The 22,860-nt window shown below is 53.5% G+C and carries 26 protein-coding genes; 15 read left to right on the forward strand and 11 right to left on the reverse strand.

The window, feature by feature from the left end:
- Window positions 1-2 precede the first annotated feature (2 nt).
- Complete coding sequence (locus ACTHUM_RS04930; RefSeq protein ID WP_070695193.1) at window positions 3-953, forward strand: YheT family hydrolase; 951 nt, start codon at window positions 3-5, stop codon at window positions 951-953.
- Window positions 954-1,047: 94 nt separating this feature from the next.
- Here the strand turns inward: ACTHUM_RS04930 and ACTHUM_RS04935 are convergent, their stop codons facing one another.
- The 6 genes from ACTHUM_RS04935 to ACTHUM_RS04960 form a co-directional block, all read right to left on the reverse strand.
- On the reverse strand, window positions 1,048-1,344 hold the full coding sequence (locus tag ACTHUM_RS04935) for a helix-turn-helix domain-containing protein (protein WP_003680641.1): 297 nt from the start codon (window positions 1,342-1,344) through the stop codon (window positions 1,048-1,050).
- A gap of 404 nt (window positions 1,345-1,748) precedes the next feature.
- Window positions 1,749-2,549, reverse strand: a complete 801-nt coding sequence (gene map / locus ACTHUM_RS04940) for a type I methionyl aminopeptidase (protein ID WP_223168906.1) — start codon at window positions 2,547-2,549, stop codon at window positions 1,749-1,751.
- A 42-nt stretch (window positions 2,550-2,591) separates the two neighbouring features.
- Window positions 2,592-3,185: a hypothetical protein gene (locus ACTHUM_RS04945; protein ID WP_070649309.1), complete on the reverse strand. Its 594-nt coding sequence runs from the start codon at window positions 3,183-3,185 to the stop codon at window positions 2,592-2,594.
- Window positions 3,186-3,252: 67 nt separating this feature from the next.
- On the reverse strand, window positions 3,253-3,864 hold the full coding sequence (locus ACTHUM_RS04950; protein ID WP_070461240.1) for a BON domain-containing protein: 612 nt from the start codon (window positions 3,862-3,864) through the stop codon (window positions 3,253-3,255).
- A 73-nt stretch (window positions 3,865-3,937) separates the two neighbouring features.
- On the reverse strand, window positions 3,938-4,531 hold the full coding sequence (locus ACTHUM_RS04955; protein ID WP_003749391.1) for a phosphoheptose isomerase: 594 nt from the start codon (window positions 4,529-4,531) through the stop codon (window positions 3,938-3,940).
- Between the two features lie 4 nt (window positions 4,532-4,535).
- Entirely contained in the window at window positions 4,536-4,883 is a 348-nt protein-coding gene (locus ACTHUM_RS04960) for a YraN family protein (protein ID WP_070695194.1), read from the reverse strand.
- A gap of 65 nt (window positions 4,884-4,948) precedes the next feature.
- Here ACTHUM_RS04960 and rsmI point away from each other — a divergent pair, with 65 nt between their 5' ends.
- Window positions 4,949-5,827, forward strand: a complete 879-nt coding sequence (rsmI, locus tag ACTHUM_RS04965; protein WP_150540687.1) for a 16S rRNA (cytidine(1402)-2'-O)-methyltransferase — start codon at window positions 4,949-4,951, stop codon at window positions 5,825-5,827.
- 157 nt (window positions 5,828-5,984) lie between these two features.
- Here rsmI and ACTHUM_RS04970 read toward each other — a convergent pair whose 3' ends face one another.
- The 3 genes from ACTHUM_RS04970 to ACTHUM_RS04980 form a co-directional block, all read right to left on the reverse strand.
- The gene (locus ACTHUM_RS04970) at window positions 5,985-6,794 is read right to left on the reverse strand and encodes an alpha/beta hydrolase (protein ID WP_150540688.1); all 810 of its coding nucleotides are present in this window, start codon (window positions 6,792-6,794) and stop codon (window positions 5,985-5,987) included.
- Between the two features lie 106 nt (window positions 6,795-6,900).
- A complete protein-coding gene (locus ACTHUM_RS04975; protein WP_036493692.1) occupies window positions 6,901-7,890 on the reverse strand; it encodes a peptidylprolyl isomerase in 990 nt (329 codons plus the stop codon).
- On the reverse strand, window positions 7,887-10,286 hold the full coding sequence (locus tag ACTHUM_RS04980; protein ID WP_349291118.1) for an LPS-assembly protein LptD: 2,400 nt from the start codon (window positions 10,284-10,286) through the stop codon (window positions 7,887-7,889). The genes ACTHUM_RS04975 and ACTHUM_RS04980 overlap by 4 nt, the downstream gene beginning before the upstream one ends.
- Window positions 10,287-10,355: 69 nt before the next feature.
- Between ACTHUM_RS04980 and amgK the strand changes: the two genes are divergently transcribed.
- Window positions 10,356-11,360, forward strand: coding sequence for an N-acetylmuramate/N-acetylglucosamine kinase AmgK (amgK, locus tag ACTHUM_RS04985; RefSeq protein ID WP_004520257.1), 1,005 nt, complete (start codon window positions 10,356-10,358; stop codon window positions 11,358-11,360).
- Between the two features lie 84 nt (window positions 11,361-11,444).
- Complete coding sequence (gene mnmG, locus ACTHUM_RS04990; protein ID WP_314765966.1) at window positions 11,445-13,340, forward strand: tRNA uridine-5-carboxymethylaminomethyl(34) synthesis enzyme MnmG; 1,896 nt, start codon at window positions 11,445-11,447, stop codon at window positions 13,338-13,340.
- Between the two features lie 156 nt (window positions 13,341-13,496).
- Here the strand turns inward: mnmG and ACTHUM_RS04995 are convergent, their stop codons facing one another.
- Together ACTHUM_RS04995 and ACTHUM_RS05000 are read right to left on the reverse strand one after the other, a co-directional pair.
- Window positions 13,497-14,084 carry a GNAT family protein gene (locus ACTHUM_RS04995; protein ID WP_314765965.1) on the reverse strand — a complete coding sequence of 196 codons (588 nt, stop codon included), beginning with the start codon at window positions 14,082-14,084 and terminating at the stop codon, window positions 13,497-13,499.
- Between the two features lie 94 nt (window positions 14,085-14,178).
- Window positions 14,179-14,769, reverse strand: coding sequence for a 5-formyltetrahydrofolate cyclo-ligase (locus ACTHUM_RS05000; RefSeq protein ID WP_070765213.1), 591 nt, complete (start codon window positions 14,767-14,769; stop codon window positions 14,179-14,181).
- Window positions 14,770-14,847: 78 nt separating this feature from the next.
- On the opposite strand from ACTHUM_RS05000, the gene ACTHUM_RS05005 reads away from it, so the two are divergent.
- The 11 genes from ACTHUM_RS05005 to ACTHUM_RS05055 all read left to right on the forward strand — a co-directional run bounded on the left by ACTHUM_RS05005 (window position 14,848) and on the right by ACTHUM_RS05055 (window position 22,836).
- Window positions 14,848-15,090 carry a hypothetical protein gene (locus tag ACTHUM_RS05005; RefSeq protein WP_070608453.1) on the forward strand — a complete coding sequence of 81 codons (243 nt, stop codon included), beginning with the start codon at window positions 14,848-14,850 and terminating at the stop codon, window positions 15,088-15,090.
- A gap of 178 nt (window positions 15,091-15,268) precedes the next feature.
- Entirely contained in the window at window positions 15,269-15,997 is a 729-nt protein-coding gene (gene rpsB / locus ACTHUM_RS05010) for a 30S ribosomal protein S2 (protein WP_002230071.1), read from the forward strand.
- 123 nt (window positions 15,998-16,120) lie between these two features.
- Window positions 16,121-16,975, forward strand: a complete 855-nt coding sequence (gene tsf, locus ACTHUM_RS05015) for a translation elongation factor Ts (RefSeq protein ID WP_002215087.1) — start codon at window positions 16,121-16,123, stop codon at window positions 16,973-16,975.
- A 218-nt stretch (window positions 16,976-17,193) separates the two neighbouring features.
- Window positions 17,194-17,913, forward strand: coding sequence for a UMP kinase (pyrH, locus tag ACTHUM_RS05020; protein WP_003708812.1), 720 nt, complete (start codon window positions 17,194-17,196; stop codon window positions 17,911-17,913).
- Between the two features lie 159 nt (window positions 17,914-18,072).
- Window positions 18,073-18,543, forward strand: coding sequence for a 23S rRNA (pseudouridine(1915)-N(3))-methyltransferase RlmH (gene rlmH / locus ACTHUM_RS05025; RefSeq protein WP_036493712.1), 471 nt, complete (start codon window positions 18,073-18,075; stop codon window positions 18,541-18,543).
- A gap of 145 nt (window positions 18,544-18,688) precedes the next feature.
- Complete coding sequence (pyrE, locus tag ACTHUM_RS05030; RefSeq protein WP_003682682.1) at window positions 18,689-19,330, forward strand: orotate phosphoribosyltransferase; 642 nt, start codon at window positions 18,689-18,691, stop codon at window positions 19,328-19,330.
- A 101-nt stretch (window positions 19,331-19,431) separates the two neighbouring features.
- Window positions 19,432-19,827 carry an MJ0042-type zinc finger domain-containing protein gene (locus ACTHUM_RS05035; RefSeq protein ID WP_150540693.1) on the forward strand — a complete coding sequence of 132 codons (396 nt, stop codon included), beginning with the start codon at window positions 19,432-19,434 and terminating at the stop codon, window positions 19,825-19,827.
- Window positions 19,824-21,137, forward strand: coding sequence for an amino-acid N-acetyltransferase (argA, locus tag ACTHUM_RS05040; RefSeq protein ID WP_150540694.1), 1,314 nt, complete (start codon window positions 19,824-19,826; stop codon window positions 21,135-21,137). Before ACTHUM_RS05035 ends, argA begins: the two co-directional genes overlap by 4 nt.
- Window positions 21,138-21,181: 44 nt before the next feature.
- Window positions 21,182-21,961, forward strand: a complete 780-nt coding sequence (locus tag ACTHUM_RS05045) for an exodeoxyribonuclease III (RefSeq protein ID WP_003684015.1) — start codon at window positions 21,182-21,184, stop codon at window positions 21,959-21,961.
- A complete protein-coding gene (locus ACTHUM_RS05050) occupies window positions 21,948-22,292 on the forward strand; it encodes a hypothetical protein (protein ID WP_049330844.1) in 345 nt (114 codons plus the stop codon). The genes ACTHUM_RS05045 and ACTHUM_RS05050 overlap by 14 nt, the downstream gene beginning before the upstream one ends.
- 10 nt (window positions 22,293-22,302) lie before the next feature.
- Window positions 22,303-22,836 carry an alpha/beta hydrolase gene (locus tag ACTHUM_RS05055; RefSeq protein ID WP_440361267.1) on the forward strand — a complete coding sequence of 178 codons (534 nt, stop codon included), beginning with the start codon at window positions 22,303-22,305 and terminating at the stop codon, window positions 22,834-22,836.
- Window positions 22,837-22,860: the final 24 nt, after the last annotated feature.

Consider the following 22,860-nt stretch of genomic DNA (forward strand, 5'->3'; position numbering starts at 1 on the left):
CTATGAATATACGTTTGCCCAACACACCTTATTGGCTCAGAAACGGCCACGCCGACACCCTGTTTGCCAAGTTGCTGCAAGGCAAGGCGCCCGACTACCGCCGCGAGCTTTTGCCCGACAGTACCGGCAAAACCCAAGTTGCCTACGATTTTGTCGATAGTGCCAATCCCGATGCGCCGTTGGTGGTTTTGTTTCACGGACTGGAAGGCAGCAGCGAGAGCCATTACGCGGTCGAGTTGATGAAAGCCGTGCAGCAGCGCGGTTGGAACGGCGTGGTTGCCCATTTCCGCAGTTGCGGCGGCATCGCAAACACCGCGCCCGTGTTCTACCACCTCGGCGATACGACTGAAATCGCCTTTATGCTCAACACGCTGGCCCGGCGCTATTCAACCATTTACGCCGTCGGCGTTTCTTTGGGGGGCAATGCCTTGGCCAAATATCTGGGCGAGCAGGGCAGCAATGCCGTTCCGCGTGCTTCTGCCGTCGTTTCCGCGCCGGTCGATGCCGTGGCGGCCGGTACGCGTTTTGATCAGGGCATGACGCGACTGATTTACACGCGTTATTTTTTGAATTCGCTGCTGCCGAAAGCCCGAGCGATTCCTCAGTTTCAGACGGCCTTGAGCCGGCAAAACTGCAAAACGCTTGGCGATTTTGACGACCGCTTTACCGCGCCGCTTCACGGTTTTGCCGACCGCCACGATTACTACCGCCGCAATTCCTGCAAGCCATTTCTGAAAGGCGTGGATACACCGTTGCTGCTGCTCAATGCCGTCAACGACCCCTTCCTGCCGCCGGAAGCCCTGCCGACCGGGCGGGACGTGTCCTCGGCCGTTACGCTGCTGCAACCGGCATACGGCGGGCATGTCGGCTTTGTCAGTCGCGATTGGGGCCGTCTGAATCTGCAATGGCTGCCGCAAACGGTGTTGGATTATTTCAAACAGTATCAGCCGTAAATGAAAAAGGGCATGTATGCGACATGCCCTTAGTGTGCAGAAAGTAAAAAGGCCGTCTGAAAACGAATTTCAGACGGCCTTTTGAATGGCTTGATTATTTGCCTTTGTTGTCGGCTTTGGCTTCTTTTTTCAGAGAAGCGTACAACTCAGGGTCGCGGTTTTTCAGCAGGGAAGCAACGGCCAAGTCGTCACGGTTGACTTTAGCTAAATCTACGCGCTCGATATGTACCAAACGCAGCAATTCGCGTACAGGTTTAGGCATATTGCGGCCGGATTCGTAACGGGAACCACCGGATTGAGTCACACCAATGCGGCTCCAGAAGTCCATTTGGTTCAGGCCGAGTTTTTTACGGATATCGCGGATGTTTTCAATTTTTTCGAACGATTTCATGAATCTTCCTTATTGTGGTATTTGTTGCATGCCTCTAGGCATAAAAATGGGTCTGCAAGAATGCCGGCATCCCTTTTCCTGTAGGCTTTTGGGGTGATATGTGGGCGTATTGCAAATGACTGATCTAGATAATTAGACAGTATATTCGAAAGAAGTTTGCCGCTGTTTGCCATAATTTGTGTAAATATTTCTTAATTCATTATTTCGTATAATTTTTGGCATATAAATCATCAAATTATGCGATTATCTTAAATATGGCGTGGGCAAATTTTTACACAACTAAACAATTCATTATGGGTAAAAACTTAATTTTGAGCTTTTATTCGGTTTGACGGGTCGGGAAAACGGATAAATTTCAGGCCGTCTGAATCTGTATTTTCAGACGGCCTGAAAATTTTTCAAGTTTAAGGCTTGCCGGTGGCAGGGCTGATGGTGAGGATTTCGTAGCCGGTTTCGGTAACCAAGACTTCGTGTTCCCATTGGGCGGAAAGGGAGCGGTCTTTGGTGACCACTGTCCAACCGTCGTTCAGGATGCGCAGGTGGCGTTTGCCTTGGTTGATCATCGGCTCGATGGTAAAAATCATACCCGGTTTGAGGACGAGGCCCTGACCTTTGCGGCCGTAGTGGACCACTTGCGGCGCTTCGTGGAAACCGCGGCCGATGCCGTGGCCGCAGAATTCTTGAACTACGGAGTAGCCGGCATTTTCGGCAACCTGTTGGCAGGCATAGCCGACATCGCCGAGGGTGGCGCCGGGTTTGACTGCTTCGATACCCGCCATCATGGAGGCGTGGGTCACGTCGATCAGGCGCTGGGCAATCGGGGAGACTTTGCCAACGGTAAACATGCGGCTGGAATCGCCGTGGAAGCCGTCTTTTTTAATGGTCAGGTCGATGTTGACGATGTCGCCTTCTTTCAGCGGCTTGTCATCGGGAATGCCGTGGCAGATGACGTGGTTGACGGAGGTACAGCAGGATTTCGGGTAGGGCGGGTTGCCGTAGTTGAGGGGGGCGGGATAACCGCCTTGAACGTTGACGTGGTAATCGTAAACGAGTTTGTCGATTTCGTTGGTGGTGACGCCGGGTTTGACGAATTGGCCGATGTAATCGAGGGCTTCGGCGACCAAGCGGCCGAGTTCGCGCATTTTTTCGATTTCTTCGGGGGTTTTGATGATGACTTTGTCCATGAGGTTTCCTTCTTGTTTCAGACGGCATGGGGGCCGTCTGAACGGGACGGGTGTGCCGTCTGTTTAAAACAGGTTGTCGAGATTGTCTTTATTGCGCGGTTTGGCTTGTGGTTTGGCCTCAGGTTCGGCTTTGGGAGTCGGTTTGGCCTCAGGCTCGGCTTTGGGAGTCGGTTTGGACTCGGGGGCTTTGGCTTTTGCCGATTTGTTTTCTACCGGCTGGCTGTCTGTTTGAGGTGTGTTTTGAGCGGCAGGGCTGCTGTTGTCGGATTGTGTGTTTTCTGATTTGTCGGCTTCAACGCGTTTGTTTTCTGTGCGTTTGCTGCGGTGTGTAGTGGGGCGGTCGGTTTTTACACCTTCTTCCGCTTTTTCGCCTTTTTCGTCTTGTGGGACGACAGGATTGCCGGAGGCGGTTTTTGCGTCGCCGTCTTTGGCAGGTTGAACGGTTTCAGGTTCGACTGCGCCGTTGGGGCGCCAAACTTCAATGCGTGTGTCGGTTTGTTCGGCAGGGCTTTTTTCTGGTACGTCGGTTTTACCGGAGTTTAGGGTGCTGAATACGCCGGCAACAAGGGCTGCGACGGCGATAAAGCTGACAAGGAATAAAGCGCGGATTAGGTGTTTGGGCTTAAGTTGGAAAGGAGTTTTATTATTCTTTGACATGATGGGTCGGGTAATCGTTGGAGGAATGGCCGTCTGAATATTCAGACGGCCCCGGGTTGCCTGTGAATCAGTTGGCAACGTAGTTTTGATAGAGGGTCACGACTTTTTGTACGCCGACGGTCGTGCTGACTTTTTGGGTCACGCGGGCTTGCTCGTCAGGCGTGAGAATGCCCATCACATAGGTCACGTTGCCGTAAGTCACGATTTTGACGCGTGCTTGGGTGGCCGGGCTGAGGCCCAACAGGGTGGCGCGGACTTTGGATGTACCCCAAGTATCGTTGGTCACATCACCGAACGAACGCGCTTGTGAGGCAACGGTAATGTAGTTGTACACGCCTTCTGCGGCTTGTTCGGAGCGGGCGATGCGTTCAACAAATTGTTTTTCGCCTTCGGTGGCCACTTGGCCGAGCAGGAGCAGGTGGCGGTTGTAGCCGACAACGTTCAGTTTGGGCTTGTAGCCTTGGACTTGGTTGTTTTGGCGCAGGTAGGAGCGTGCGGTGGTTTCGACGCGCAGGGCCATAACGTTGTCGTCGGTTTGCGCACCGGTGGTGCGGCGGTCGACGGCGGATTTGGTGCCGACGGCTGCACCGCCGATCAGTGCGCCGACGCAGCCGCTCAGACTCAGGCTCAAGAGGGTCGCTGTCAGAACGGGGAGGGCGTAGCGTTTGATATTCTTCATATCCTTTTCCTTGGGTATGGACGGGTGGGCGTTCAGACGGCCTCTAAGGGATGGGCCGTCTGAAAAGAAAGGGTTACATGCCTTCAAGCAGGACGGAGTCGATGCAGTCGCACATGGCGTGAATCAGCAAAATATGGTTTTCTTGAATGCGGGCAGTGCGCGGATAAGGGACGTTGAGCAAAACGTCGGTATCTTTGAGCATGGCAGCGATTTTTCCGCCGTCGCGGCCGGTCATGGCGATGACGTGCATGTCGCGCTCGTGTGCGGCTTTGATGGCTTCGATGACGTTGGCGGAATTGCCGGAGGTGGAGATGCCGACCAATACGTCGCCTGCACGTCCGAGTGCGCGCACTTGTTTGCTGAATACATGGTCGAAACCGTAGTCGTTGCCGATGGCGGTCAGGGCGGAGGTGTCTGTCGTCAGCGCGACAGCGGCCAATTCCATGCGTTCTTTTTCAAAACGGCCGGTCATTTCTGCGGCGAAGTGTTGAGCGTCGGCAGCCGAACCACCGTTGCCGCAGGCCAGGATTTTACCGTCGTTCATCAGGCATTGCAGCATCAGCTCGGCAGCCTGTGCGGTCGGCTCGACCAGTACTTTTTCGGCTTCCTGCTTGGCGCGGATGCTCTCGGCAAAATGCGCGGAAACGCGTTCTTGTAATGTTGTCATGAGGTTAACCTGTAATATTTTGAATCCATTCGGGTTGACCGTCGCCTTCAATCAGTACCGCGTCTAGGCGGCAGGGCGCATGGTTTAACCCGTGCTTTTGCAGATAATACTCTACACTTCGTTGCAATTTCAATAATTTGGACGGCGAGATGCTGTATGCGGCACCACCGAAACCTCGGTTTTTGCGGTATTTTACTTCAACAAACACAATCGTACCGCCGTTTTTGACGATTAAATCGATTTCGCCGTAGGCACAATGCCAGTTCCGTGCCAGCAGCGAGCAGCCTTTGGCCTGTAGGAACGCCAGTGCCGCATCTTCGGCCGCCGCCCCCTGTTTGTGGTTTAAGCGCATGAAAAGTTTACCCGTTATATAATCATTGTTTTTAAAGAGACGCCGTTTCAGACGGCCTTGAATCTATGTACACAAAACACCTGCAAAAAGCCGTCGACAGCATCGAAAAACAGATATTATACGTTGTTGCCACACCCATCGGCAATTTAGCCGACATAACGTTGCGCGCACTGGCCGTGCTGCAAAAGGCCGACATTATCTGCGCCGAGGATACCCGTGTTACCGCCCAGCTTTTGAGTGCGTACGGTATTCAGGGCAAACTCGTGAGCGTTCGCGAACACAACGAGCAACAAATGGCCGATAAAATCATCGCCCATCTTTCAGACGGCCTGAGCGTCGCCCAAGTTTCGGATGCGGGTACGCCTGCGGTTTGCGATCCGGGTGCGAAACTTGCCGCCCGCGTGCGCGAAGCCGGATTTAAAGTGGTGCCTGTGGTCGGCGCAAGCGCGGTCATGGGGGCGTTGAGCGTGGCCGGTGTGACGGAATCCGATTTTTACTTCAATGGTTTCCTGCCGCCTAAGGCCGGCGAACGCCAAAAGCTGCTGGCCAAATGGGCGGAAGCCGATTTTCCGATTGTGATGTTTGAAACGCCGCACCGTATCGAAGCAAGCCTTGCGGATATGGCCGCGCAGTTTCCCGAACGCCGTTTGACTTTGGCGCGCGAAATCACCAAAACATTTGAAACCTTTCTCAGCGGTACGGTTGCCGAAATCCAAGCCGCCCTTAAAAACGACAGCAACCAAACGCGCGGCGAGATGGTGCTGGTGTTGCACCCTGCTGTGAAAGAAAAGCACAGTGATTTGCCCGAAGCGGCGCAAAACACCATGAAAATCCTTGCGGCCGAGTTGCCGACCAAACAAGCAGCCGAGCTTGCCGCCAAGATTACCGGCGAGAATAAAAAGGCGCTGTATGATTTGGCTTTGGAATGGAAAAAGCAGGGATAATGGCTGATTGGCAAACCGTATATCAAAGGCCGTCTGAACAATAGATTTCAGACGGCCTTTTTATAATTGGATTTTGGAGGGTTTTAAATTGATCCGATAGGTTCAATACGCTTCTAAGTTTGCGTTTCAGACGGCCTCAATGTTTGGCAAACCTGCTTTAACGCTGCCATACGTTGCGCAAATATTCGATGCAGTCGGTCAGGGCGTAAAACGGGGCGTTGCCGTGATTGGCGTTGGGGTAGAGGGTAAAGCGGACATCCGCACCGAGGTGGTGCAAAGTGCCGGCAAGAATTTTGGCTTGTGCAACCATGCCGCTGCTGGTTTGGTCGGGGCGGTTGTTTCTGCCTTCATGTTCGCCTGCGCCAAGGCGGATGCCGATTCCTTGTGGCAAAGTGTCGGGCAGCCAATCGAGTACGCGGCGGTCTTGCCACCAGATAGACGGTGACACCAGCAAATAATGGCGGAATCGTTCGGGGCGGGTAAATAGGGAATAGAGGCCGTACAGTGCGCCGAACGAATGGCCGAAGACGGCTTGGTTTTGGGTGTCGATGCGGTATTTGCTGTCGAGCAGGGCGGAGAGTTCGTCATCGATAAAGCGGCTGAAGCGGTCGGCTTGGCCGTATTGTTTGCGTTCGGATTCGGGCGCGTTGTCGGGCAGCGGCGGCGTGTAGTCGAGGGCGCGTTGGCTTAAGTCGCGGATGGTGCCGCCGGTGTAGCCGATGCCGACAATCAGACAGGCGGCATGGCTTTTGGTGATGGGGTTGATGAGCAGGGATTGCGCCATATTGAGGATGGCAGGGAAAAAGGCATCCCCGTCAAGAATATACAGTACGGGATAGCCGCCTGCCGGACGCTCGCCGAGTGCCGCGGCTTGAATGCGGTAGGTGCGGCCGGTGTGTGCGGAGGTAATGGAGGTTTCTTCGGCTTGCAGCAGGGTGGCGGCTTGCCAGTTAGGACGGATGGACATGATGGGGTGCTTTAATCAATGGTTGCTTAAGGGAAAAGGCCGTCTGAATAATGGTTTTCAGACGGCCTTATTGTACGGATTTCTGCCTTTTTAACAATACGCGCAATTAGCGTACGTCAACGTAGGAGCTGCTGTGCAGTTCGCGCAGGAGGTTGGTGGTCGCCTGTTGCGCTTTTTGTTGGGACAGGTATTGGCGGACGGCGTTTTGTTGGCGCTCTTCAGGCGTACCTGCTTCGCGGACGTCGTTCAGCTTGATGATGTGCCAGCCGAATTGGGTGCGGACAGGGGCGCTGATTTGGCCGGGTTTGAGTTTGTGGACGGCTTCTTCAAATGGGGCAACCATCATGCCGTCGGCAAACCAGCCCAAGTCGCCGCCGTTGCCGGCGCTGCTGTCTTGCGAGTATTGGCGTGCCAAACCGCCGAAATCTGCGCCGCTGCGGGCTTGTGAGTAGATTTTGCGGATGGTGCTTTCTGCGCCGACGGCGGCATTGTCGTTGTCGGCTTTAATGAGGATGTGTTGGGCATGATATTGGCGCACAGGGTCGGCTTCGGGCAGGGTGATGCCTTGTTGTTTGGCCTGCTCGATGTAGCGTGCCACTTCGGAGTCGCTCACGCGGCTGTTTTGCATGATGGCCTGTTGGCGCACTTTTTCAACAATAATGCTGTCGGCGATGTCTTGACGGACGGCGGCAGACGGATTTTTGATGTTGGGATTGTGCGCGATAACGGCTTCGATTTCGCTATCGGTCGCTTGGATGTTGCGGCGTTTGCCGGCTTGGAGGATCAGGGATTGGTTGATCATTTGTGCCAAAACCTGTTGGCGCAGCTCGTTGGCGTCCATTTGCGTGCCTTTAGGCATGGTTTGACGCGCTTGTGCCACGGCTTGTTCTACTTGGCGGTGGGTAATGACTTCGTTGTCGACAACCGCGGCAATGCCGTCTGAAAGATGTACGCCGCTTTGTACGGCAGGCATGGCGGTGGCGCTGACGGCAGGGGCTTTGGCTGCGCGCGCTTTGCCTGCTTTGGCTTTAGGAGCGGCGTGTGCGCCTACTGCGAGAGTGAGTGCGGCGACGAGAATCAGGGGTTTGAAGTTCATTGTTTGACTACCTCGTTGGTTTTGCTGTAACCGGGGATGGCTAAGCGGAGTTTTTCGAATGGGTTGTTGCCGATATTGCTTAAGTCTTTGAGTTGGAGGTTGAAGAATACGGCGTTTTTGTGGCTGTTTTCGCCGGTAACATAGCGTTGGCCGACCAAGCTTGCGCTCCAGCAGCCGCAGTTGCTTTTGTATTCTGCACCGATGAGCATTTCCAGCGGTTTTTTGGCTTCGATTTCGTAGTTGTAACGGGCGACGGCGTATAGGTTTTTGCTCAACGGCCATTGGGCGGCAAGGTCGACTTGGCTGAGTTTGTCATAGAAATAGTCGCCGTTGGCTTGCAGATAGATGCGCTCGTTGCGTCCGTATTTGTAGCGCGCGCTTAAGACTTTGCCCGGTTCGGGGTTGTAGGTAATCCCTGCAGCGTAGCTTTCGGCACGGCTTTGGTTTTGGTTGTAGTGGATGTCCAAGTCGATGCGGATGCTCGGGGTAATGTTGCCGTGTGCAAAGGCTACCCAGTCGGATTGGCTGCGCGGATAATTGCTGACGTTGCCGTCAGGCAGGACGTTGTCTTTTTTGAAATAAAACTTCTGGCCGATACCTGCACGGAAGAGTTCCGCACCGGTATTGGGGTTGAGGATGCGGCTTTGTGTGGCCAGCGTCAGGCTGTTGGCAGAATTGATGCGGTCGTTGCCGGAATACAGGTTTTCGCGGAACAGCTGCGAATAGGTAAAGCTGTTTTCGGAGCTGTCGAAATTGGGCAGGTCGTTTTGGGACTTGGTCGGAATGTAGTTGTAAAACAGGCGCGGTTCAAGTGTTTGCAGGTATTCTCCGCCGAATAGACGGGCCCTGCGCTCGAAAGTCAGGCCGCTGTCGACGTTGATGATCGGCAGGACGCGGCTGACATTGCGGCCGCTTTGACCATTGAAGCTGTTGAGGCTGTAATAAGTGGCATGTACGCCAACTTTAGGTCGGATGTAGCCCCATTGGTTGTGGAAGTCCCATTTGACGCTCGGGTAGAGCACCACGCGGCTGCCGTCTTGCTTGGTATCGTGGTCAAAACGGGTGAATTGGCCGAACACGTTGAGTTGAGCCTTGCCGAGATGGCTTTGCCAACGGCCGGTCAGACGGGGCATGATGGCATAAGGTTCGTCTTTATAGCCGTCTTGGTTGGCCAGCGTTTGGTATTTTTGTACGCGCAACGAGCCGTCGAAGCTGCCGCCCAACAGTTTGTCGCTGTAATTGAGCCATGCCTGACGGTCGAGGTTGACGTTGCGCGCGATGTCTTCGCGGCCGTAGAAGTCGCGGTAGTAATCGTCGTCGGAAACTTGGTTGTAGTTGATGCCGCCGCTGATTTTGCTGTTCAGCTGCTGCTGGTGTTTCCATTTGAACTGGTAGCGGTTGTTGTGGACGCTTTTTTGGTCGTTCGGCATCCAGTCGCCATCGACTTCGCCGCTGTAATTCGGCTGCAGATAACGCACTTGGCCGCCCAGTTGCACACCGCGTTTGCTGATGATGCCCGGGCGGATGGTGGCATCCAAATTCGGCGCAAGGTTGAAGTAGTAGGGCAGGCTCAGCTCAAGGCCGTCTGAACCGGTGGCAATGGTCGGAACGAGCAGGCCGCTTTTGCGGTTGCCATTGATGGGGAAGTCCGCCCAAGGCGTGTAGAGGACGGGGACGCCGCCGAATACGAGCGAAGCGTGTTTGGCCACACCGATGCCTGTCGATTCATCGGCTTCGATGCTTTGCGCTTGGATATACCAGCTGGCGTCGCCGGGCGAACAGGTGTTGAATTTGGTATTGATGAGTTTGTAGAGGCCTTTGCCTTTGAGTTCGGCTTTTTCGCTGACACTTTGAAGGCGGCGGCCGCCTTGTTCAGTATTGAGGCGCACGGCGGTGCCGGAACCGGTTTGGTTTTTGAGGTTGTAAACCAATTGGTCGCCGGATACGGTCGAACCGTTTTGATACAGGGTAAAGCGGTCGCCGGCGGTAACGGTATCGGTGGCTTGGTCGTATTGCGCCCAATCGGCGTTGAGAACATCGGCATTGCGCTCGACAATGACGTCGCCTTCGGCACGGACGCCGACTTGGGTCTGACCTTCTATTTTATCGGCGTTGACGCGGGTGTAATCGGCAGGCAGGGCTGGCTCGCCGCTGCGTTTGATTTCGGCGGTTTCGGCCGGCTTGGCATCTTCGTGGTCGCAAAACAGGCAAGTGCTGCCCAAGGAAAGCGGATCGGCTTCGCTTTGGCCGGTTTTTGCCGGTTTGGATTCGGCGGTGTGGGCAGGGGTATAGTCTTCCGCCTGCGGAACAGAAGCATCTTCCGCGCGCACGGCTGTTGCGCCAAAGCCCATAATTAAGGCGAGTACCAAGGGTTTGAGTGAAAATAAACGAGCCAAAATCGCCCCTTAAATCGGTTTGCCAGTTAGAATAGCGGTTATTGTAACCTGAAATTCTGCGATACCGCTATGCAACGACAAACCGAATTACAAAACTGGCTGGAGTCTGTTTACCCGAACCAGCCGTTCGAATTGAGCTTTGCGGCAGCCGATGCCGACTTCCGCCGCTATTTCCGCGCGACGTTTTCAGACGGCCAAACCGTCATCTGTATGGACGCGCCTCCTGAGAAGATGAGTGTTGCGCCGTATTTGAAAGTGCAAAAATTGTTTAATATGGTCAATGTGCCGCAAGTGCTTCATGTGGATGAAGCGTTGGGCTTTATGGTGTTGAACGATTTGGGCAACACCACATTCCTGACTGCCATGAATCAGGAAAACAGTGAAACCGCCCACAAAGCCCTGCTGCTCGAAGCCATCGACGAACTGATCGAGCTGCAAAAAGCCAGCCAACCCGGCAAACTGCCGGAATACGACCGCGAAGTCATGCTGCGCGAGATTAACTTGTTCCCCGAATGGTTTGTGGCCAAAGAATTGGGCCGCGAGCTGACCTTCAAGCAACGCCAGTTGTGGCAGCAAACCGTCGATACGCTGCTGCCGCCCCTGTTGGCGCAGCCCAAAGTGTATGTCCACCGCGACTTTATCGTCCGCAATCTGATGTTGGCAAAAGGCCGCCCGGGCGTGTTGGACTTCCAAGACGCGCTTTACGGCCCGATTTCCTATGATTTGGTGTCGCTGTTGCGCGATGCGTTTATCGAATGGGAAGAAGAATTTGTATTGGACTTGGTCATCCGTTATTGGGAAAAAGCACGCGCTGCCCAGCTGCCCGTGCCTGCCGAGTTTGACGAGTTCTACCGCTGGTTTGAATGGATGGGCGTACAACGCCATTTGAAAGTGGCCGGTATTTTTGCCCGCCTGTACTACCGCGACGGCAAAGACAAATATCGTCCTGAAATCCCGCGCTTCTTGAACTACCTGCGCCGCGTATCCCGCCGTTACAACGATTTGGCGCCGCTGTATGCGTTGCTGGTCGAATTGGTCGGCGATGACGAATTGGAAACAGGCTATACCTTCTAAGCTTGGTTTTTTAAGATTTTATTCCACTTTTCAGACGGCCTGATCAACAAAAGGCCGTCTGAAACCTTTACAGAACACATAAACATGACTTACATGATTTACCCCAAAACCTACGACGTGATTGTCGTCGGCGGCGGCCATGCCGGTACCGAAGCCGCACTTGCCGCCGCACGCATGGGTGCGCAAACCCTGCTGCTTTCACACAACATCGAAACCCTCGGTCAAATGTCGTGCAACCCCTCCATCGGCGGTATCGGCAAAGGCCACCTCGTGCGCGAACTCGACGCATTGGGCGGTGCGATGGCGTTGGCCACCGACAAATCCGGCATCCAGTTCCGCCGCTTGAACGCCAGTAAAGGCGCGGCAGTGCGAGCCACGCGCGCGCAGGCAGACCGTATCCTATATAAAGCCGCCATCCGCGAAATGCTGGAAAACCAAGAAAATCTGGAGCTTTTCCAACAAGCCGTTGAAGACGTAACGCTTGATGGCGAACGCATCAGCGGCGTGGTCACCGCGATGGGCGTGGAGTTTAAAGCACGCGCCGTTGTGTTGACTGCCGGCACGTTTTTGTCCGGCAAAATCCATATCGGTTTGGAAAACTACGAAGGCGGCCGCGCCGGCGATCCTGCCGCCAAATCCTTGGGCGGCCGTTTGCGCGAATTGAACCTGCCGCAAGGCCGTCTGAAAACCGGCACGCCGCCGCGCATCGACGGCCGCACGATTGATTTCTCCCAGCTGACCGAACAGCCCGGCGACACGCCCGTGCCCGTCTTCTCCGTGCGCGGCAACGCCGAAATGCACCCGCGCCAAGTGTCCTGCTGGATTACGCATACCAATTTGAAAACACACGAAATTATCCGCAGCGGCTTCGACCGCAGCCCCATGTTCACCGGCAAAATCGAAGGCGTCGGCCCGCGCTACTGCCCGTCTATCGAAGACAAAATCAACCGCTTCGCCGACAAAGACAGCCACCAGATTTTCCTCGAACCCGAAGGCCTGACCACCAACGAATACTACCCCAACGGCATCTCCACCAGCCTGCCGTTCGACATCCAAATTGCGCTCGTGCGCAGCATGAAAGGTCTGGAAAAAGCCCATATCCTGCGCCCCGGCTACGCCATCGAATACGACTACTTCGACCCGCGCAACCTCAAAGCCAGCCTCGAAACCAAAACCATCCAAGGCCTCTTCTTCGCCGGACAAATCAACGGCACAACCGGCTACGAAGAAGCCGCCGCACAAGGCCTGCTTGCAGGCGCGAACGCCGTGCAATACGTCCGCGAACAAGACCCGCTCCTGCTGCGCCGCGAACAAGCCTATCTCGGTGTATTGGTGGACGACCTTATCACCAAAGGCGTGAACGAGCCTTACCGAATGTTCACCAGCCGCGCCGAATACCGCCTGCAACTCAGGGAAGACAACGCCGACATGCGCCTGACCGAAGACGGCTACAAAATCGGTTTGGTGGGTGAAGAGCAATGGCGCATGTTCAACGAAAAACGCGAAGCCATCGAACGCGAAATCCAACGTTTGAAAACAACGTGGTACACGCCGCAAAAACTCGCCGAAGAAGAACAAATCCGCGTGTTCGGCCAAAAACTCAGCCGCGAAGCCAATCTGCACGACCTCCTGCGCCGCCCGAACCTCGACTACGCCGCACTGATGACCCTGCCCGACGCACAACCTGAAACCGCACTTGCCGACAGCGTGGTCGAACAAGTCGAAATCCAAGTCAAATACCAAGGCTATATCGACCGCCAAAACGAAGAAATCGACAGCCGCCGCGACATCGAGACCTTAAAGCTGCCCGAGGATATCGATTACAGCAAAGTCAAAGGTTTGTCGGCAGAAGTGCAGCAAAAGCTCAACCAGCACAAACCCGAAACCGTCGGCCAAGCCAGCCGCATTTCCGGCGTAACGCCTGCCGCCGTTGCATTGCTGATGGTGCATTTGAAACGCGGATTTAAAGATGCGAAGTAAGGTTTAATCCGAATAAAGGCCGTCTGAAATGTTCAGACGGCCTTTATTTATCAGGGGATTGACGGTGTTGCACCTTATTTCATTAATTTTTAAAGAGTTCGGATTTTCAGCAAGATGGGCGTGTTCTGATGAAAAAATGAAGAAGAAAACGTTTTTTCAGGACGCGTCATAAGCTGCCGCTTTTTCGAGCAGTTTTACCCTTGCCTGCGGCCATTCCTCACGCAGCAGGCTGTATTCAACCGTATCGCGCACGCTGCCGTCTTTCCGCAGCTTGTGGCAGCGCAAGATGCCGTCTTGGTGTGCACCCAAGCGTTCGATGGCGCGTTGGGAGGCGGTGTTGAGGTTGTCGGTCTGCCAGCAGGCGCAACGGCAGTTTAAAGTGTCGAAAACGTAGTCGAGCAACATGATTTTGCAGGCGGTATTAATGTGCGTGCGCTGTGCCGACAGGGCATACCATGTGAAACCGATGTAGAGGCGTGGGATGGCGAGGTCGATGTGGTAAAGCGAAGTCGAGCCAACAATTTTTCCCGTGTCTTCGTCGATGACGGCAAAGGCGAGGCGGGTTTGTATGGCGGTGCGGATATAGTCAGCTACTTGGTGGGGTTCGGGCGCGGTGGTTACGTTCAGCTTCCAAACTTCGCCGTCGCAAACTGCTTCGCGCAAACCGGCTTCGTGTGCCGTTGTTAAAGGTTCGAGACGGACGCGATCGAAGGACAAAACGGGAGCGGATGAAAAATCAGCCATGTGGTTTCCTTTGTATTTGATGGTTTGATTTTTCAGACGATCTTTTATAGTGTCTTAACGGACGGCTTTTTTGAGGTCGTCTGAAAGCTATTGATTAATGATGTTTGAACACCAGCACGCCCGACTCCGATACAAACCCGTCCAACGGCAGGTCGTGCGGTTCGCGCGGCAGTGTGTCGGTCAGTTGGCAGCCGAAGCCTACGCCCAGTGTTCGGGTTTGCAGGCGGTATTTCATGGCGGAGAGGGTGGCGTCGTAATAGCCGCCGGCTTGTCCAAGGCGGTAGCCGCGTTTGTCGATGCCGACGATGGGGACCAGCAGCAGGCTGAGTTGGTGGACGCGGATTTTTTTGCCGGTGAATTGGGGGACATGCAATTTGGCGCGGCCGCGTTTGCGTTCTTGTTTGGCGCCGTCGGCAGGGTAGGGGGTGAACCACATCCGCCGCGTGTTCGGTTCGATATAGGGCAGGTAGAGTTTTGCGCCGCGTTTTTGTGCGGCACGGACAAAGCCGTCCAATCGCAATTCCTTGCCCATCGGCCAATACACGCCTATTTTCCGTCCTTTTTTAATGTAGGGCTTGAGCAGGCGGTTGATGGTTTCGGTGGCGGCGTTTCGCTCGGCGGCGCTCATTTGGGCGCGTGCGCGGCGGAACTGTTTGCGTAGTGCCGATTTTTCGGGATTCCTCATTTTCAGACGGCCTTTCGGGATTGCGGTAGAATGTTGCGATTATAACGATTTTGTTAACATTCAAACAGGACGCACACGATGTGGCACATTGTCGCCATCGGCTATCTTTTTGTTGCCGTGATGTTTTCCGCCGCGCAGCCGAGTATTGCGCGCGCGTTGATTTATTTGGTTTTTTGGGCAGTGTTGCCCACCGTGTTCACGGTCTTCGTCGTGACCATCCGCCGCCGCAACCGCCGGATGAAACGGCAGGAGCAGGCGGAGTTTGAAGCGGCCCGCCAAAAGGCGGTACAGACGGATGAAAAACAGGACGGAAAGGTATGAAATCCCTTTTCAGACGGCCTCTTATCCGCTATAATCCGTCAGTTTTCCATTTGGGAAACACGCTTTTATTTTTTTAAAACTTATGCCCACTTTCGCCGAAGGGTGCTTGACAATAGGCGCCGCCTATCAAGTTCTATGCGATTGAATGTGTGCTCTTTAACCCTTTCAAGGAAATAACATGTCTCAAATTACTATGCGTCAGATGATTGAAGCCGGTGTTCACTTCGGTCACCAAACCCGTTTCTGGAACCCGAAAATGGCCCAATACATTTTCGGTGCGCGCAACAAAATCCATATCGTAAACTTGGAAAAAACCCTGCCGATGTTCCAAGAGGCGCAAGAAGCCGTACGTCGTCTGGTTGCCAACAAAGGTACAGTATTGTTCGTAGGTACCAAACGCCAAGCCCGCGACATTATCCGCGAAGAAGCTACCCGTGCCGGTATGCCTTTCGTTGATTACCGCTGGTTGGGTGGTATGCTGACTAACTACAAAACCGTTAAGCAATCCATCAAACGCCTGGAAGAAAAAACTGCTGCCCTGGAAAACGCTGCTGAAGGCGGTTTCAACAAAAAAGAAATTCTGGAAATGCAACGCGACGTTGAAAAACTGGAACGTTCTTTGGGCGGTATCAAAAACATGAAAGGCCTGCCTGACGCGATTTTCGTTATCGATACCGGCTACCAAAAAGGTACTCTGGTTGAGGCTGAAAAATTGGGCATCCCTGTTATCGCCGTAGTCGATACCAACAACAGCCCTGACGGCGTGAAATACGTTATCCCTGGTAACGATGACTCCGCTAAAGCCATCCGCCTGTACTGCCGCGGCATCGCTGACGCAGTTTTGGAAGGCAAAAACCAAGCGCTGCAAGAAACTGTAGCCGCTGCCCAAGAAGCTGCTGCCGAATAATTCGGTACACAGAAGAGGGGCGTTATGCCCCTTTTCTCAAATCCCGTTCTGAAATCCGTTTCAGACGGCCACTATTTCCAAACACGGCAATGGCCGTGTTCCCAAAAATCTAGGAGATTCAAAATGGCAGAAATTACTGCAAAAATGGTTGCCGACCTGCGCGCCGCTACCGGCCTGGGCATGATGGAATGCAAAAAAGCCTTGGTTGAAGCTGAAGGCAACTTCGACAAAGCCGAAGAAATCCTGCGTATTAAATCTGGTGCGAAAGCCGGTAAACTGGCTGGCCGTACTGCTGCCGAAGGCGTATTGGCTTACGCGATCAACGGCAATGTCGGCGCATTGGTTGAAGTAAACTGCGAAACCGACTTCGTTGCTAAAGACGCCGGCTTCGTAGAATTTGCCAACTTCGTTGCTAAAACTGCTGCCGAGAAAAAACCGGCTTCTGTTGAAGAACTGAGCGAACTGGTTGAAGCAGAACGCAAAGCCATCATCGCTAAATTGGGCGAGAACATGTCTGTTCGCCGCTTCCAAGTGATCGACACTGCCAACCAACTGGTTGCCTACATCCACGGTGCTTTGGCTACCGAAGGCGTATTGGTTGAGTACAAAGGCTCTGAAGACGTAGCACGCAAAATCGGTATGCACATCGTTGCCGCTAAACCACAATGCGTAAGCGAAGCCGAAGTAGATGCTGAAACCGTTGAAAAAGAACGCCACATCTACACCGAACAAGCTATCGCTTCCGGCAAACCTGCCGACATCGCCGCTAAAATGGTTGAAGGCCGTATTCGCAAATTCTTGGCTGAAATCACTCTGAACGGCCAAGCATTCGTGATGAACCCTGACCAAACTGTTGCCCAATTCGCTAAAGAAAACGGCACTGAAGTGGTTAGCTTCGTACGCTACAAAGTAGGCGACGGTATCGAGAAAGCCGTTGTTGACTACGCAGCCGAAGTTGCTGCCGCTGCTAAAGTGTAAGGCACTTATGAAAAAGAAAGCACCTAGATTCCAAACGAATCAGGGTGCTTTTTTTTGAGAAAACCGTTTACGGTACCTATTTTAAGACGGCTGAATATAAAGGCCGTCTGAAAACAAAACAATAATAGAACGACACACCATATCATTGTAATCCGACCGTTTGAAAATTCAGACGGCCCGAACTCCGACCGACGACATTCAAGAAAGCAAGGTATCCCATGACACAGCAAATCAAATACAAACGCGTATTACTGAAACTCTCCGGCGAATCCCTGATGGGCTCTGATCCATTCGGCATCAATCACGATACCATCGTTCAAACTGTCGGCGAAATTGCCGAAATCGTGAGAATGGGCGTGCAAGTCGGTATCGTTGTCGGCGGCGGTAACATTTTCCGCGGCGTATCCGCCCAAGCAGGCAGCATGGACCGCGCCACTGCCGACTACATGGGCATGATGGCAACCGTGATGAACGCGTTGGCACTCAAAGACGCATTTGAAACTTTGGGCATCAAAGCGCGCGTACAATCCGCACTGTCTATGCAGCAAATCGCTGAAACTTACGCCCGTCCTAAAGCCATTCAATATTTGGAAGAAGGCAAAGTTGTGATTTTCGCCGCCGGTACCGGTAACCCATTCTTCACGACCGACACTGCCGCTGCATTACGCGGCGCGGAAATGAACTGCGACGTGATGCTCAAAGCCACCAACGTCGACGGCGTGTACACCGCAGACCCGAAAAAAGACCCATCTGCAACACGCTACGAAACCATTACTTTTGACGAAGCCTTGTTGAAAAACCTCAAAGTGATGGATGCCACTGCTTTTGCCCTCTGCCGCGAACGCAAGCTCAATATCGTGGTATTCGGTATTGCTAAAGAAGGCTCGCTCAAACGCGTGGTAACCGGCGAAAACGAAGGTACACTGGTTCACTGCTAATCATTGAAAGGCCGTCTGAAACAGTCGAACGGGATACATTCGGCTTTCAGACGGCCTTTTATTTTCAGTCGGTTGCATGGGTATTGGCTCATGGTTTGAAAAGGTTAAGGGCTTGCTTGACCATAATATCCAACCGACAACGATACAAAAGGATACCCCATGAATATCACCGTCTTGGCTGTCGGCACGAAAATGCCGCGTTGGGTGGATGAAGCCGTCGGCGAGTACGCCAAACGCTTCGGGCGCGATGTTAATTATGCGCTGAAAGAAATCAAGCCAGAGAAACGCGGCGCGGGTGTGAATGCGGCTCAGGGCATGGCGGCTGAAGAAAAACGCCTGCTGGAAGCCATACCGCAGGGCGCGTTTTTGGTGGTATTGGACGAGCGCGGCAAAGCGCCGACTTCGGTCGAATTGGCGCAACATTTGAAAAGCTGGCAGCAAAACGGCGAACACGTCTGCTTTATTATCGGCGGCGCAGACGGCATGACCGACCGTTTGAAACAGCAGGCAAATATGATGATGCGCCTTTCCAGCCTGACCTTGCCGCACGGTATGGTGCGCGTTTTGCTGACCGAGCAGCTTTATCGCGCCGTTTCGATTTTGCACAACCATCCGTATCATCGGGAATAATCCGCTTTGAGTGCAGGGATAAGAAGGCAATGCCGCCTTGTCGGTTTAACGCGGGGTTGAACCTGCTTTCAGACGGCCTGATTTTTCCGCATGAATCCTTTATAATCGTTTCTTTGATAAATCAACATCTTTCGGGAGAACCCAAATGTCCGATTTCCGTCAAGACTTCCTCAAATTCGCTTTGGCACAAAATGTGTTGAAATTCGGCGAATTTACGACCAAGGCCGGCCGTCAGTCGCCTTATTTTTTCAATGCCGGTTTGTTCAATGACGGCGCATCGACTTTGCAGCTGGCGAAGTTTTACGCCGAGGCCATTATTGCCAGCGGCGTGAAATTCGATATGCTGTTCGGCCCAGCCTATAAAGGCATTATTTTGGCGGCGGCAACAGCGATGATGTTGGCGGAAAAAGGCGTAAACGTACCGTTTGCCTACAACCGCAAAGAAGCCAAAGACCACGGCGAGGGCGGCGTGTTGGTGGGTGCGCCTTTGAAAGGCCGCGTGCTGATTATCGATGATGTGATTTCCGCCGGTACATCCGTGCGCGAGTCGGTCAAACTGATTGAGGCCGAAGGCGCAACGCCTGCCGCAGTGGCTATTGCGCTCGACCGCATGGAAAAAGGCACGGGCGAATTGTCGGCGGTGCAGGAAGTCGAAAAACAATACGGCCTGCCGGTGGTTTCGATTGCCAACCTGAATGACTTGTTCACGCTCTTGCAAAACAATGCCGAATTTGGCGGCTTCTTCGAGCCGGTCAAAGCCTATCGCGAACGTTACGGCGCGGTTTAAACCATAACATCATGCTCAGGTCGTCTGAAAACTGTTTCAGACGGCCTGAAACATTAGCTAAAATATATATTTTTGATTCAATACACTTACGGAAAATACTCATGCCTGCTTGTTCTTGTCCTCATTGTAAAACACCACATTGGGTGAAAGATGCCCAGTTGAACGTGGCGCAGGGTTTCGTGGTCTGCACGCGTTGTTCGGGGATGTTTAAGGCCAAGGATTATCTGTCGGGCAACCTGCCGGCCGATCCGGCTCATCTGCCTGTGGCGGTAACGGATGTGCGCCTCGTGCATAACATCGGCGCGCAAATCCTCAAGCATTCCAAACTCTCGCGCAAAGAAATTTCCAATTTGCTCAACAGCGCGATCAAGGAAGAGCCTAAGGCGGAAGAGCAGGCGGCGGTCAAAACGCGCAAGGACGGTTTCAACTGGACGTTGGCATCGCTGATTGCGCTGACGGTTTTGATTATGCAACTCTTTTATCTTGCCCTGCTATGAGTGCCATCGCCCATTTTGTTGCCAGCTTTCGCGAGGCCGCGCCCTATATACAATATTTGCGCGGCAAAACCATGGTGGTCGGCGTGACCGACAGCTTGTTGGAAGGCGAAACCCTGATTCGTTTGGCCGCAGATTTGAACCTGTTGGCCAGCTTGGGCTTGCGTTTGGTCTTGGTACATGGTTCGCGGCATTTGCTCGACAAATTGGCTTCGGGTCGGGATTTTGTTCCGAAATACAGCGGCAGCCGACGAATTACCGATGAAGCAACTTTGATGGAAGTGAAGCAGGTGGCGGGGATTATCCGCAGCGATGTCGAAGCCGCCTTGTTCAGCAGCGTATCCGCACCGCAACGGAGCAAGCCGCCGGTTATCGCGTGCGGCAACTTTATTACCGCCCGTCCGTTGGGCGTTATCGACGGTGTGGACATGGGCTATACCGGTACCGTCCGCAAAATCGACGCAGAAGAAATCCGTTTGCGCTTAGATGGCGGCGCCGTGGTGCTGATCAGCCCTTTGGGGCATTCGTACAGCGGCAAAACCTTCAATCTGAGTATGTGTGAAACCGCTCAGGAAGTGGCAATGGCTTTGCAGGCGGAGAAGCTGGTTTTCTTGACCGAAGAAGCCGGTATCCGTCGTGCCGACGGCTCTTTGGCCAATACTTTGTCTGTCGGTGAAGTGCAGGAGCTGATACACGATAATCCCGATGCGCCGGCCGATTTGTTGCATGCAGCGGTAGGTGCGTTGGAAAACGGCGTATCGCGGGTGCAGATTCTCAACGGCCGTGAAGACGGCAGCCTGTTGCGCGAGCTGTTTACCCGCGAGGGCAGCGGTACATCTATTGCCCGTGAGCCGTTTGTTTCCATCCGTCAGGCACGCAGCGACGACATTCCGCACATCATCGCCTTAATCCGTCCGTTGGCGGAACAAGGCATCTTGTTACACCGCAGCCGCGAGTATTTGGAAAACCATATTTCTAGTTTTTCCGTATTGGAACACGATCAAAACATTTACGGCTGCGTGGCGTTGAAAACCTTTTCCGAACCGGACTGCGGCGAATTGGCCTGCCTGGTGGTGTCGCCCGAAGCGCGTGATGGCGGCTACGGCGAATTGCTGTTGGAACATCTGTTTCAAAAAGCACGCGCCTTAAATATTAAAACGCTCTTCGCCTTATCCACGCATACGGGCGAATGGTTTGTCGAACGAGGCTTTCAGACGGCCTTAGCCGATGACCTGCCTGCCGAACGCCGGCAGGAATACAATGCCAACGGCCGCAATTCCAAAGTATTTGTTTATGACTTGCAGGCCGTCTGAAAACTCCAATCCTATTATCCGTTTTTAAAAATTACTCAAATCTTATGTTGAAAATCATCTCTGCCAACGTCAACGGCATCCGCTCCGCCTATAAAAAAGGTTTTTATGAATACATCGCCGCATCGGGCGCGGACATTGTCTGCGTGCAGGAACTGAAAGCTCAAGAAGCCGACCTGTCAGACGATATGAAGAATCCGCACGGTATGCACGGCTACTGGCATTGCGCCGAAAAGCGCGGTTACAGCGGCGTGGCGGTGTACAGTAAACGCAAACCCGACAATGTGCAAATCGGCATGGGCATTGAAGAATTCGACAGGGAAGGCCGTTTTGTCCGTTGCGATTTCGGCAAGTTGTCGGTAATTTCGCTGTATCTGCCCAGCGGCAGCAGCGCGGAAGAGCGCCAACAAGTGAAATACCGCTTTTTGGACGCGTTCTATCCCATGCTCGAAGCCATGAAAAACGAAGGGCGCGATATCGTCGTCTGCGGCGACTGGAACATTGCCCACCAAAACATCGACTTGAAAAACTGGAAGGGCAATCAGAAAAATTCGGGCTTCTTGCCAGAAGAGCGCGAATGGATAGGCAAAGTCATCCACAAACTCGGTTGGACGGATATGTGGCGCACACTTTATCCCGATGTGCCGGGCTATACCTGGTGGAGTAACCGCGGACAAGCGTATGCGAAAGATGTCGGGTGGCGTATCGATTATCAGATGGTGACGCCGGAGTTGGCCGCCAAGGCCGTTTCCGCACACGTTTATAAAGATGAAAAATTCTCAGATCACGCCCCGTTAGTTGTGGAGTATGACTATGTTGCCGAATAAGGTTTTTGGTAAATATGATTGGAATATAAACGGCAAGACTGGCGTAGGTGCGGCGTGGGTCGTGGCGGCATTTGTATTGCCCATGCTGGTGTGGGCGGTGTTTATGTTGGCACGGATGTCCGGTTGGGTTGCGCCGACCAAGGCCAATCCGACGTGGGCGTTGGTATGGCTGCTGTTTTCTCTGCCTTGCCTGCTGATTGCGGCCAAATGTTTTGCTTGGAAGGGTTGGCGGCTGATTGCCAACATCGTACTTTGTTTGGCGACTTGTGCCATCCTCAGCGTGCCAGCCGCATTGCTGATTGCATTTACACTCAACGACTTGCTCAAATAGGCCGTCTGAAATGCAGAGCTTCGAACTCGAAGAAATGGCACTGTTTCTGATACGCGATGCGGATGAAGCGGAAATGTGGATAGATCGCTGGGCGGTCAGCTATCCGATTGTTCAAACTGCCGAAGCCGATAGTCGGCAAACCATTTCCGAATGGCAACACGCTATTCAGACGGCCTTCGACCATATCGTCAGCAGAAATATTGCCGTCGTGGCTCATGGTGCCGGCGTGTCCGCATTTTTAGCATGGCTGTACCAAGCCGACATCCTGACGCAAAAACGCCTGACCAATATTATTTTGGTCTCGCCGCGTCCCGAAGCTTTTCCCAAGGACGAAATCCATACGTTCCAACGTGTCCGCTGTCCTTGCCGTACGGCGTTGGTCATCGCCGAAACAAACGGCACGCCACGCGATTGGGCGCAAGAACAGGCTGACCGCTGGCATGCACGCCTGCTTCAATCGCCGCATTCGGGCCAGTTAAACGGCGCACTCAGCGGCTGGCAATGGGGCATGAAGCTGATGCAGGAAATGCTGTTGAGTAAGTAGTTTAGAAGTGCCTATCAAGAAGAG

It is taken from the genome of Neisseria sp. P0021.S006 (assembly GCF_051956895.1).